11 protein-coding genes and 1 pseudogene are annotated in these 11,422 nt (G+C 69.1%); 3 read left to right on the top strand and 9 right to left on the bottom strand.

The window, feature by feature from the left end; all coding sequences use genetic code 11:
- The 3 genes and pseudogenes from ABZ281_RS18300 to ABZ281_RS18290 all read left to right on the top strand — a co-directional run.
- The coding region (locus ABZ281_RS18300; RefSeq protein ID WP_356656658.1) for an IS3 family transposase at positions 1–658 on the top strand (658 nt) is incomplete at its 5' end.
- A 113-nt stretch (positions 659–771) separates the two neighbouring features.
- A pseudogene (locus ABZ281_RS18295) lies at positions 772–1,176 on the top strand (Tat pathway signal protein); the annotation flags it as partial.
- Positions 1,177–1,214: 38 nt separating this feature from the next.
- The gene (locus tag ABZ281_RS18290) at positions 1,215–1,688 is read left to right on the top strand and encodes a TrmO family methyltransferase (protein ID WP_356656656.1); all 474 of its coding nucleotides are present in this window, start codon (positions 1,215–1,217) and stop codon (positions 1,686–1,688) included.
- 422 nt (positions 1,689–2,110) lie between these two features.
- Here the strand turns inward: ABZ281_RS18290 and ABZ281_RS18285 are convergent, their stop codons facing one another.
- From ABZ281_RS18285 to ABZ281_RS18245, 9 genes are all read right to left on the bottom strand, one after another.
- Positions 2,111–3,439: a serine hydrolase domain-containing protein gene (locus ABZ281_RS18285; protein WP_356656654.1), complete on the bottom strand. Its 1,329-nt coding sequence runs from the start codon at positions 3,437–3,439 to the stop codon at positions 2,111–2,113.
- Positions 3,436–4,356 (bottom strand): HEXXH motif-containing putative peptide modification protein, encoded by a 921-nt coding sequence (locus ABZ281_RS18280; RefSeq protein ID WP_356656652.1) that lies wholly within the window; start codon positions 4,354–4,356, stop codon positions 3,436–3,438. The genes ABZ281_RS18285 and ABZ281_RS18280 overlap by 4 nt, the downstream gene beginning before the upstream one ends.
- A 104-nt stretch (positions 4,357–4,460) precedes the next feature.
- Positions 4,461–4,613 carry a hypothetical protein gene (locus ABZ281_RS18275; RefSeq protein ID WP_356656650.1) on the bottom strand — a complete coding sequence of 51 codons (153 nt, stop codon included), beginning with the start codon at positions 4,611–4,613 and terminating at the stop codon, positions 4,461–4,463.
- Between the two features lie 114 nt (positions 4,614–4,727).
- Complete coding sequence (locus ABZ281_RS18270; RefSeq protein WP_356656648.1) at positions 4,728–5,624, bottom strand: protein kinase; 897 nt, start codon at positions 5,622–5,624, stop codon at positions 4,728–4,730.
- A gap of 11 nt (positions 5,625–5,635) precedes the next feature.
- Positions 5,636–6,271 (bottom strand): hypothetical protein, encoded by a 636-nt coding sequence (locus tag ABZ281_RS18265; protein ID WP_356656646.1) that lies wholly within the window; start codon positions 6,269–6,271, stop codon positions 5,636–5,638.
- 5 nt (positions 6,272–6,276) lie between these two features.
- Positions 6,277–7,011, bottom strand: a complete 735-nt coding sequence (locus ABZ281_RS18260; RefSeq protein ID WP_356656644.1) for a hypothetical protein — start codon at positions 7,009–7,011, stop codon at positions 6,277–6,279.
- A complete protein-coding gene (locus ABZ281_RS18255) occupies positions 7,008–7,634 on the bottom strand; it encodes a hypothetical protein (RefSeq protein WP_356656642.1) in 627 nt (208 codons plus the stop codon). Before ABZ281_RS18255 ends, ABZ281_RS18260 begins: the two co-directional genes overlap by 4 nt.
- Positions 7,631–9,502 carry a radical SAM protein gene (locus tag ABZ281_RS18250; protein WP_356656640.1) on the bottom strand — a complete coding sequence of 624 codons (1,872 nt, stop codon included), beginning with the start codon at positions 9,500–9,502 and terminating at the stop codon, positions 7,631–7,633. Before ABZ281_RS18250 ends, ABZ281_RS18255 begins: the two co-directional genes overlap by 4 nt.
- 37 nt (positions 9,503–9,539) lie before the next feature.
- The gene (locus ABZ281_RS18245; protein WP_107405494.1) at positions 9,540–9,974 is read right to left on the bottom strand and encodes an NUDIX domain-containing protein; all 435 of its coding nucleotides are present in this window, start codon (positions 9,972–9,974) and stop codon (positions 9,540–9,542) included.
- Positions 9,975–11,422: the final 1,448 nt, after the last annotated feature.

The raw sequence follows: 11,422 nt of genomic DNA, 5'->3' as shown, positions 1-11,422 counted from the left end.
ACTGATGCGCGAGCTGGGCATCGCCGGCGCCGTCCGCGGCAAGAAGATCATCACCACGGTCCCGGACCAGCAGGTCGAGCGGGCACCGGACCGGGTGGACCGCGACTTCGTCGCCACGGCACCGAACCGCTGCTGGGTCGCGGATTTCACGCACGTGGCGACCTGGGCGGGGGTGGTCTATGTCGCCTTCGTCGTGGATACCTTCTCCCGCCGCATCGTCGGCTGGTCCGCCGCGACGTCGAAGGAGACCCGGCTCGTCCTGGATGCTCTGGAGATGGCGCTGTGGCAGCGCGATCGTGATGAACGCCCCCACGTTCGGGGCGAGTTGATACATCACAGCGATGCGGGCAGCCAATACACCAGTTTCAAGCTGGCCGAACACCTGGACGCGGCCGGCATCGCGGCCTCGATCGGCTCCGTCGGCGACGCGTACGACAACGCCCTGATGGAGAGCACGATCGGCCTGTTCAAAACCGAGTTGATCAAGCCACAGCGGCCCTGGAAGACCCTCTCCCAGGTCGAGCTGGCCACCGCCGAGTGGGTCGACTGGTACTGCCACCGACGTCTGCACGGTGAGATAGGCCACCTCCCACCCGTCGAATACGAGACCAACTACTACCTGACAACCACGAAACCCCAGGTCACGACCACCAACTGAGATCTCTACCGAACCCGGGGCGGTTCACACCCACGAACGGCACGACCTTGGCGACGTTTTGAACTGGCACCCTGGAGCCGGCCGGGCCGAGCCGCTGCATCAACTTCTCAAGATCGAACGCCCACGCTGGCATCAGAGAGCCGGACCGCACGTTCTTCTTCGGCGAGGCGTCGTTGGCGCACGAGACCGCATGCACACTGCGGGATCTCGGTGATCACCAGCGGGCGATCAAGGAGTTCCGACGCTCCGTGCGCACCCGTGGAACTGCGTTCCGGCGAACGCACGCGGTGACCCTCGGGTACATGGGCGCGACGCAAACCGCACAGGGTGGCGTTGAAGAAGCCTGCGCGACATGGACCAGCGTCCTGGACGCCATGGAGGACGGGATCTACTCCGGCCGGGCGCGGCAGAGGGTCGTCGAGATGCGACAACTTCTGTCGCCCTACCGGAAGCGCGGCATCTCCACGGTGGGCGTACTTGATGCCCGCGCTGCGGCGTACCTGACCCAAGTAGATTGAACGCAAGTGTCGTTGAGGCGTAGTCGAAAGGCTGGACCATGACTCTGGAGATCAAGCCGATCGGGGAAGTCGTCGCGGGCCGTAGGGAGATTGCGGACGACTATTGGGGTGACATTGAGTCGGTAATTCAGCTTGATGAGGATGAGTTTCCACTCGACTCTGTGCAGGGCTTGGAGGAATTCTCTCATTTGGTGGTTGTGTGGCACTTCGACCAAGCGTCCCCGAGTGACGTCGAGTACCACGCCCGCAGCCCGCGAGGAAACCCGCAGTGGCCGGCAACAGGCACCTTCGCGCACCGCAACCACCGGCGCCCCAATCAGCTCGCGCAGTCCTTCCCTCGCCTGTTGGGAGTCGATGGTCTCCGTCTACGGGTGACCGACCTGGACGCCGTGGTCGGCACGAAGATTTACGACCTGTCTCCGTTCTTCATCGAGATGGGGCCGCGCGGCCCGGCTCACGAACCCGCGTGGCCTAGTGAGATGCTGGAGAACTACTGGGCAGGGAAGGGCTGAAGAGGAGCGCAGTTCGGCTGGGGGCAGGTTGTCGTCGGTGACCTCGATTTGTCGTCGGTGGCCTCGATCCGCAATTCGCTGTCGGGGTAGTGAACCCGAGGTCCCACGCCTCCGGTCCTGTGCTCGACGGCGTTGGTGACCAACTCGGAGAATGGCTAGGGCGTCCGCCGTCGACCCCACCAGGCGACTTGAGCCATACAAATGGCCGATACAGCCGATGAAGGGCAGGCGGCGATCGGTCGCGGCTTCATCTCGACCGTGAACGCGTACGGCTCACAATCCTGGTCGCTGATGCGCGAGGACGGCGACTCTTCGGGAGCGAGCCCCGGCGTATCCGGGTATCAGCGGCTACACGATGGGTGGCGAGGTCGTTCGCCGACACTGGCTTTGAAGCTACTTATGAGGTTGCGGTGGGGAATTGGTCAGTCCGACCGCCGCTGGTATTGCAGTCCTGGCGCGCGGTCGAGATCGAGTATGAAGCTGTCGGGCGTGGGCGCGCTATCGTCGGCCGGCGCGGTCGGGAGCGTGAGAGTGTAACCCTTCGCCGCATACGTCGCGGCCCCAGTGCGGGTGAGATAGTCATGCGTTCCTCTGCGCCACAGGTAGAGCGAACTCTTGCTGCGCGTCAGGCGTAGGGTGCCGGGCACCTCGTCGCAGGCGTATGTGCCGAGCGGGATATGGGGCGTGTCGGCGCCGCTCCTTTCCGCGACGATGGGTGTGGGTTCGGGCTGGCGGTGCAGGAGTTTGGACAGGTCGGCTTCGAGTGTGCGACCGAGTTCAGCGCGGGCAGCGGCAGCGACCTGGTCGGCGGCGATGCTGGCGTGGTTGGACAGACAGATGATGCGGAGCCCCGCGCGGGTGAGGTGTGCGGCGGCGGAAAAGCCCTGCTCGTGGCCGTAATGGAAGACGGCCGCTCGGCCGGGCCTCGGGTCGCCATACAGCCCGGGCCCGTACGTGAACGGCGGGTGGTCGCTCGGCCGGTAGTCGACATGGCGCTCATGCGGAAGTCCGTCGTCGGCTGACTCGCTCCATTCCTCCCAGAGGTATCCGAGCCAGCGATCCAGGTCGGCGGCGGTGGACCACAGGGAGCCGGGGCCGGGCATTGTGACCGGGCCCTGTTGGTGCTGCCAGCCGTCGGCCGTGACGTGGTAGCTGGCGGCAGCACCGGGGATGACCTCGCGGGGATCGGTCTTGAAGCGGGCCGCGGTCATGCCGAGCGGCGCGAAGACCTGCCGGTCGGCGATCTGCTGGAGCCCGGCGCCGTGGACCTGGGTGAGGACCTCCGCGAGGAGGAGGTAGCCGGTGTTGCTGTACAGGAAACGGCCCGGCTCGACCGCTCGGCGTTGCTGGCGGTAGGCGAGTTGGAGCAGGTCGTCGGCGGTGTAGTGGTCGAGGTCGCGGAAGCCGGCCAGGGACAGCAGGGTCTCGGCGTCCCGGATGCCGCCGCGGTGCCGGATGAGGTCGGCGACGGTCACGTCGGGGATGCGGAAGTTGGGCAGGATGTCGCGCGTCGGCCGGTCCAGGGAGAGGAGGCCGTCGCGGGCGGCGCGTACGCACAGGTAGGCGGTGATCTGTTTGGCAATGGAGCCGACGTTGAATGCGGTGTTCTCCCCGATGGACACGGCGAGTTCGAGGCTGGCGGTCCCGGTGTGCGCTTGGACTCGCGGGCCGTCGGCGGGATGAGCCAGGAGGATCACGCCAGGCTGGGCCAGTCGGTCCGTGGGTGCGGCCGGGGTGCTGTCGGGGCTCACAGGCTGATCGCTTCGTGGTGGACGGTGTGCAGGTGCTGGCGGAGGTCGGGATCGGTGATCAGATCGAGCGCGTGGGCGTGGTCGTCGACGGTTCCGGCGAGCAGTCCGCGCTGCTGGTCCAGATATGTGGACAGGAACCGGTGGAGATCGCCGCTGGTGGAGGGCAGGATGCGAGCGGTGTGGATCATGGTGAGGGGGAAGGCGAAGCAGGCGTGAAGGAAGCCGAAGGCGGGCCGCATCGTCCTCTTCCACGGGGAGTAGAACGTGGCCTCCTCGCTGATCTTGCAGGCGGTGGCGGCGAGGGCGTCGTTGAGCCAGTTGTGGCCCGCCTCATGGACCAGGTCGCGGGCGAGCACGACGGGGTCGTCGACGTGGTCGCAGTAGATCGTGCCGGGCAGCCGGGTGATGGTCCAGCTATCGAGGGTGTCGCCGAGCTTCTTGCGGTGCAGCAAGCACAGGACGACGGCGTGGCCGGCGAGCAGACCGGCGAAGCCGTGGCGGGCGCCGACGTCGTACGCGGCGGCGGCGAGTTCCCGCAGGTCCGGTGGGGCGGGGATGGTGTCGGGACCCAGTACGTAGTAGGGGGTCTCGGAGATCGCCGAGTGGGGCATGCGGTCCGGGTCGGGCGCAACCACGATGCGCGGGCCGATGACGGTGGGCACGGACAGCGCCGGGGCGTTCGTGTCCGGGTGAGCGCCGTACCAGTCGAAGGTGGCAGTGTCGCGGGCGCGGGCGGCGGCCTCGGCGCCTTCGAGGACGTGGTGGGCCAGGCAGTAGTCGGCGGCCGAATTCGCGGAATCGGGTGTGCCGTCCTGGTGCTGGCCGGCGGATTTGAGGACGGTGCGGATCCGGTGGGTGCGGTCGCGGTGCTGGGCCGGGATCGGGGCGAAGGAGAGGGCAGTGGCGGGAGCGTCCACGGGGCGGGTCCTTCCGACAGCAGCTGGGCCTGGGGCCGGGCCCTTGGCGGTCCGGCCCCAGGAGGTGCTCACCGGCGATGTGCTGCCGGTATGGTGCGCGATGTTCAGGCGTCGGTGCCTGCGGGCGCGGGGGCCTCTGCGGTCGGCCAGCCCTTCGCGGAGACGCTGGAGGTGTGAGCGGTGGTACGGACGGTGGTGTCGTCGCCGCGCAGGTCGTCCACGGCAGCCAGGAACTCGCTGATTCGGTCGTCGGTCATGAGTGTGCTCGTCCTTCCGATCAGGGGTGATAGGGCGGTGCACCTTCTGGGACCGGGCACCGCGGCGGCGAGCGTGCGGTGGGCATCGCGGTCTCCTTCCGGACGGCGGCGGGTTCAGTGGCTGCGCGGGGGCGGCGTGGCGGCGGGGGTGGCCGCCTGGCGCAGGGCGTCGCGCAGCTCGCTTATGGCGGGCCGGTCCTCGGGCGTGGGGGCGAGCGCGGCGGAGATAAGCAGGCGCAGGTCCGGTGGGGCGGCGCCGAGGCGGGAGTGGCCGTGCCGGGGCATGTCCTCGCAAAGGAAGCGGTAGGTCAGGACGGCGAGGCTGAAGGCGTCGGCAGCCGGGGTGGCGCGGTCGTAGGAGGTGGCGTACTCGGGTGGCCAGTGCACTTCCGGGCCGCGGGTGGCGGGTCCGCGTGGGGTGTCGGTGCGGCGTGCGGCGCCGAGGTCGGTGATCAGCCCGTGGCCATCGCGGATAAGGATGTTCTCCTGGTAGACGTCGCGGTGCACGATTCCGCGCTCATGGAGGGTGCGCAGGCCCTCGGCGACGTCGGCCAGCACGCCCAGACCGGCAGCCTTCTCGCCAGGCGTGAGAGTCGGGGCAGTGGTGAGATGGGAGCGGAAGTTGCCGCCGGTGCAGAAGGGCATGGTGTACCAGTCGAACCGGTCGGTGCTGCCCTCCTCCAGCAGCGGCACGACGTGGTGCGCGCCTTTGGCGGCGCGGGTGACGGCAATCTCGTGACGGAAGTCCTCGCGGGTCAGGGCCCGTTCGGTTTCCGTCATCTCTGCGTACCAGTAGAAGCCGTAGGCGGCCTTGCGGGCGCTCTCGTCGAGTTCGGCCAGGACGTGGTTGCTGCCGAAGCCGGCCTTGAGGACCACCGGGGGCCCATCGTCGTGGCTGGCGAGGACCAGGGTGCTGGCGCGGGTGAAGGAGAGAAGGTCGTGGACGTGCCAGCCGTCGTGGAGGAGCTGGTCGAGGACCCAGGCTGCGGGGTGCATCGGGTGCAGGTGCATGGGGCGGCTCCTCATCGTCGCGCCGTGGGCGGGGCGGCGTTGTGCAGCCGGTCCAGGCAGGCGGCGGTCAGCAGGTCGAGGTCGGGCTCGTCGGTGCACGGGTGGCGCAGTACGGGCAGCCCGGTTGTATCGGTCCACGCGGTGGCGGCCTGCTCGTACAGGTCGGCGAGCCGGGCGGCAGTCGGCGGGTCCTCGCCGAAGCGGCGGGCGGTGGCCCGGTGGGAAAGCCGGGTGCGGCACAGCTCGGGCGCGGTGGTCAGGAGGACGGTCAGCTCCGCCCTGGCAGCCTTCACGCTGGCGAGATGTTTCACGTAGTCGGTGACGGGGCGGTTGTGGAGCAGGGCGAGCAGGCAAGCTGTAGAGAGGGTGAGGCGGTCGGCGACCACCGGGCCCAGGGACAGGGCGGGGGCGAGGTTGTGGCGGGCGTGGAGCTCCAGGTCCAACCGGGCGGCGGCGACCGCGTGTTCGGCAGTGGCCGCCGGGCGGCCGGCCCGCAGGCCGATGATGGTGCGGGTGGCTGGCAGTGACAGCCAGGAGAATTGGCCGATGTGCCCGAGGACGCGATTGTCGGCCGCGGTGACGCCCAGGAGCCGGTCGCGCAGGGTGCTCTTCCCGGCTCCGGCAATTCCTTCCAGGGCCAACAGCACGGGCCTCACCCCTCGGGTTTCTCGGCGATGAGCCAGCTGATGAACTTCGCGACCCGGCCACGGGTGACCGGTTCGGTGCCGTGGGTGAGTTGGGAGCCGTAGAGCAGGGCGGTGCCCACGGCGGGGCTCACGCTCCACCGGGTGCGGGGCATGGCTGCGTACCAGTCGGCAGAGTGGTCGGCGCCGTCATGGGCCAGCCACATGCCGTCCGCATAGCCGTGGCCCTGGGCATCGTGGTCCAGGCGGGTGTCCCACAGGCGGTCGCTGGATGCGCTTTCGACGTAGAACGCGCCGCCGGCCTCCGCCGCGTGGATGACCACGCTGACGCCAGCGATCTGCCGGGGCCAGGCGAGCGGATCGGGGGCGATTCCGTCGAGGTGGCCGGTGATGTGCTGGCCGGGGCCGTATTCGACGTAGGTCCACGGGCGGCAGGCTGTGATCGACGGCATGACGCGGGACAGGGCGGGGCGGGCGCGGTCGAAGGCGTGCTGGAGCAGGTGCTCGGGCTCGTCCGGGATCTTGGGGACCTCGACTCGGCCCGCCGGCTCGTACACGGCCATGGCCTGCTCGTGCGAGTGGCCGGGGATCTCGTGGATGGAGGTGGCCCGCTGCGTGCCGAAGTGGGCGCGGTTCTCCTCGGTGAGGAAGGTGTTCATCATGGCGGCGAGTCGGGCGCGCTCCTCGGGGTTCAGGAAGTCCTCGATGCTGCCGACCGTGACGGTCTCGGCTACATGGATCACGAGCCGGTCCTCCTCGTCTCAAGCACGCGTCGGACGTCGTCCAGACCGGTGCAGTGGTTGAGCCAACTGGCCACAGGGTGGCGGGTGGTAGCGGTCGGGTTGGCCCACAGGCCCAACAGCTCGCCGGTCAGCGGCAGCTCCTCGGAGCTGGGCAGCTCGTCCGGCACGGTCAGCCGGTCCAGCGCCGGGCAGGAGACGGCGTGCTGGGCGGCGAAGACCCGGCCGAGCCGGGCCGCCGCCGCCCGGGCGCAGGAGCGCAGGAGCGTTTCGGTGGGCTCGGCCCGTTCGTAGGTGCGGTATTCGGTCTGTGCCCATCCGACGGCGACCGACCCGGCTGCGGCAGCGATGCGGCAGGTGACGCAGCACCCGCTGCCGGTCTGCGGGCATGGCTCGTGATGAGCCGGGAGGGTGGCGGCGGCTTCGATGAGGGCTGCCCAGGCGGAGTCCGTTAGCAACTCGCCGGCGGTGGACTCGCGGCCTGGTGCCGCACGGTGATTGCAGCACGCCGGGCCTGCCCCGGGCGATGGGCCAGGCTGGAGCGCGGGTTCGATGAACAGGGCATGGAAGTACACGACCCGCCCCAGTAACTGGTGAATCGTCATCGCGTCGGTGGCGCTGCTCACGCCGGCACCTCCCTCGTGGGCGTGGTCGTCTGCGGGACCGGGCAGCAGCAGGCGTCGCCTGCGGCGGGTCGTTCGCCGCGCAGTGCGTCCGCGACGACGTGGGTGGCCGCCTCCAGGGCTTGGAAGTACGCCGGCCAGCCGTACCCGAGGGCCGGGTGTAGCGCCAGGTCGAGCACAGGCGTTGTGGCCCCGGTGGTCTCGCACGTCAGCTCCGCCCGCCCCACGGTGACCTGCACCGGGGCGGGCAGCTCGGGGGCCGCCGCGGTGACCGTCCGGCACAGAGCTGCGGCAGCCTGGGCGTACTCGGCCCGGTCGCGCGGGAGCATGCCGACGCGGCGCTCGGTGGCCGGAAGGTCAAGGCCGGTGTACGGGTGGCCCTGGCAGCTGTCGTATGTGACCAGACCCCACGATCGGGTGAATGCGTCGACCAGGGGGCGGACGCTGGGCTCGATTGCTTCGTGCCACTGCGGGTGGGCCGGGTCCAGATCGTCCGCCTCGTGCACGCCAGGCAGGCCGACGGTGTTGATATTGCCGTGCGCGCTGGTGTGCAGCCGCACCGGGGCGCGGTGGGCGTCGGTGCGATCCCAGCGGGCGAGGAATGCTGCGACGTTGCGCATGCTGTTGGGGGTGCGGGGGCGCCAGCGCACCGTACGGCACCAGACACCCGCCGGGTGGGCGGGCTGGGCGAGGAGCGCGGCGATGCCGTCGATCACCCGTATTCGGTAGTCGCAGTAGGCGTCCTGGTCCCCGGCCTGGTCCTGGCGCCATCGGGTGGCCACACAGCCGCCGCCGCACGCGGACCGGTACGAGCACGTCGTGCATCGGTCCATCAGGGCCTTGCCCGCGTTGAGTAGCGGAAGCCGCCGCTGAGCGGCGACGACGCCGGCCTCGTCGGGGATCTGGCCCAGGCGGCCGAGTTGGGCCTCCGGCCAGGGCAGTTCGTCACAACTGCCGAGCCGTCCGTCCGGGTAGAGCGTGAAGACGTGGTCGCACTTCATGCTTGAGAAGTGGCAGAAGCCGCTGTCCAGACCGCGCAGCCGCCTGATGGTGGAGACGGCCGGTTCCAGTTTCATGCGGGCGAAATACCCGGCGTCGATCCAGCGGACGGCCGCGGCGAGGATCCACTCGGCGTACTCGGCCGGGCTGATCGCCCAGGCGGGCCCATCGGGGCCGCGGACCGCAGCTTCCTGCAGCAGTCGGCTCGCCGGGAGGCGCCGCCCCTGAGCAGTGGTGGAACGCTGGACGGAGGCGTCGAAGCAGGGCACGAAGCTGACGGCGTTGACCGCCTCGAAGCCAGCGAGGTGGTCCAGAACTGCCTCGGCGCGGCCGAGCACCGGCGGGGTGACCGCGGTGATCACACCCGTCTTCCGGCCGCGTGCGGCCAGCAGCCGCAGGGCGGCGGCGATGCGTGGGTAGACCGGCTGGCCGTCGTAGCCGACGCGCCAGGCGTTGCCCGCCGCGTCCCCGTCCCGTGAGATGCCGATCTGTAGGTCCGGGTACAGGGCGTCGAAGAGGTCCAGCCACTCTTCGTTCAGCTGCACGCCGTTGGTCTGGAGGGAGACTCGGACCACGGTGGGCTGGGCGGCCAGTTCGCGCAGGACGTCGGCGACGTGGTCGCGGCCGGCGGTCAATGGTTCGCCACCGTGGAGTTCGACGGCGAGTGGACGCCCCTGGAAGAGCTCGGCGACCCGGCGCACTTGGCCGGCGTCGATCCGCGCTCCGCCTGGGGACTCCTTGCGTTTCTCGTAGCAGTACAGGCAGTCGATGTCGCAGGTCTCACCGCGTAACTTCAAGATCACCGATACGGCGCTGTCCAGGCCGCGGTACAGCTGGGCTATCGGGTCGTGCTGTTCGGTGGTGCGGTGCATCGGCTGCCTCCCGGGGTGGCCGTGACCGGTAGGGGGATCAGTCGTACAGGCGTCCCAGCAGGGCGCCCTGGCCGGACTGCAGGATGTGGGCGGCCTCCAGCGGGATCCAGAAGCACTCGAAGTGCGTGGGCTCCTGCTCCCCGTCGTGGTCCTCCTGGCTCATCCAGCGCTCCGGGGTGGGCTCGGTCAGCTCCAGGTGGAAGACGTGCCGGTGCTGGAGTTCGAACCGGTAGGGACTGATGTCGTACTCGGTCTCGCCGAGCTTCCGCACGATCTTGAAGTCCTTCAGGCCCGTTTCCTCGCGGGCCTCGCGCAGCGCCGCCGCCTCCGACGTCTCGCCCTCGCGGATGCTGCCGGCCGGGACCTGGATGCCCACCTCCTCGTAGCTGTAGTCGGTGTGCCGGAAGACCAGCAACTTCCCGTCGCGCACGACGTAGCACAGCACCTTGTCCTTGGTGACCTTCTCGGGCACGAGAACACCCTTCTGCATTCGATGGAATCGGTCGCGCACCCGGCGGCGCCCAAAGCCAGGGCGCACGGCAGGCACCCCTTGATGACGGGCGGCCGACGCCGGGCAAACGACCTTGAGTCTAGGCCGCGCGACAGCACGGCAAGACAGCCCGAGAATGGTCGAACTGGCTTACGTAATCGGCGAGATGGGCTGAAACAACACCCTTGCGGTGCGTCGGCATCGCCCCTCTTCGGCGGTGGTGCCGCTGAGCCGGAACCAAATCTGCTTCCCCCGCAGGAGTGGCTGGGGCTCCAGCTCGTCGACCGAGGGCCGCGGCCCCCGTGTCAGGCCGCGCGGCAAAATGCTCAGCGAGACGGAACAGGCCAAGGCCAGCAGTTGGCGTACCGCGGCCTCCAGCCGGCCCGGATCCGCGCTGAGGTGCTCGACGCCAGCGCGGGTGAGTTTGTCGGCGAGTCGGCTCTGGCGCAAACGTGGGCGTGTACGTCACGAGGCAGCGCTCCCGGGGACGACGAATCCTGTCCAATGCCGTCTGTGACCGCGACGCTCGGGTGCCCGCTGCCGGACGTTGACGAGTCTATCTCCGGTGACGTAAGGGTGTCGGGCATTTTCGTGTGGGTGATTCAGCCATTTGTTCGATGGCTGTAGCCATGGTGTGGGACAGCAGCCGTCGAAGAGCGAACATCGCGGCCTCGGTGACCGCCAGCTGGCCTCAGGCCCGTGGGTGCGCCTGCGGTCGGACGGGCCGGGGGGCTGGACGGCCCGCCGAGCTGCTCGCGCACCTCGCGGTCGGGTGCGTTGGTCTTCGTCCATGCGAGTGGGGAGTCCCGCAATGAGTCGGGGACGTTGGCCTGCCACGGCTGTTCCCATTAACGGAGAAGGCTGGGCTACCCTGCCGTCGCACGCCTCGACGCGCCCAAGGCTTCGAAGAGACACCGCAACGGGTGGAAGCGTCGAGAACACGGACTCGCCCAACACCCCTAGGACTCAAGCTAGATAGACTCGGCGGAGTCCGGCAACGGGCACCCGAGTCGCTGCGGTCACAGGCGGCGTACGCATTGAATTCCTCATGCTTCGGGAGGCCCACTGTGCCGTGTGTGCTGCCTGCTAGGCGCCGTCGGTTTCACCCCGGCGCTCTTGCTGGGGCGTTGACCGAACCTTTTCCGTCGCCTGCCAGAAGGCCGCGTGCTCTTCAGCTGGCACGTTCGCAGGACGGATCGCTCCGTGCCTGGGCAGTTGGCCTGCGGACCGCGCTGTCAACTGGCCTCCGATCGCACCGCCATGTCGAGGAGGAGAAGGCGTTGCCATACCGGTCCGTGATCGGACTTCACCTGGTTCTGATCGAGCAGGGCCGGGTGAGGGGCCTCGTGTTTCCCGGACAGGCTTCTGACCGTTGATTTCACGCGGCGATTCGCAACTTGTCGTACTCGGCGTGGACTTCGCGCGGAGGC

Source organism: Streptomyces sp. NPDC006265, from assembly GCF_040613555.1.
In the GTDB taxonomy this organism is placed as follows: Bacteria; Actinomycetota; Actinomycetes; order Streptomycetales; family Streptomycetaceae; genus Streptomyces.
Note: the sequence above shows the minus strand (reverse complement) of the source record. Positions and strands in the feature narration are given on the sequence as shown.

Coding starts and splice junctions, on each gene's coding strand:
- ABZ281_RS18290 (WP_356656656.1), top strand. CDS start 1,215: ATGACTCTGGAGATCAAGCCGATCGGGGAAGTCGTCGCGGGCCGTAGG.
- ABZ281_RS18275 (WP_356656650.1), bottom strand. CDS start 4,613: ATGACCGACGACCGAATCAGCGAGTTCCTGGCTGCCGTGGACGACCTG.
- ABZ281_RS18270 (WP_356656648.1), bottom strand. CDS start 5,624: ATGCACCTGCACCCGATGCACCCCGCAGCCTGGGTCCTCGACCAGCTC.
- ABZ281_RS18250 (WP_356656640.1), bottom strand. CDS start 9,502: ATGCACCGCACCACCGAACAGCACGACCCGATAGCCCAGCTGTACCGC.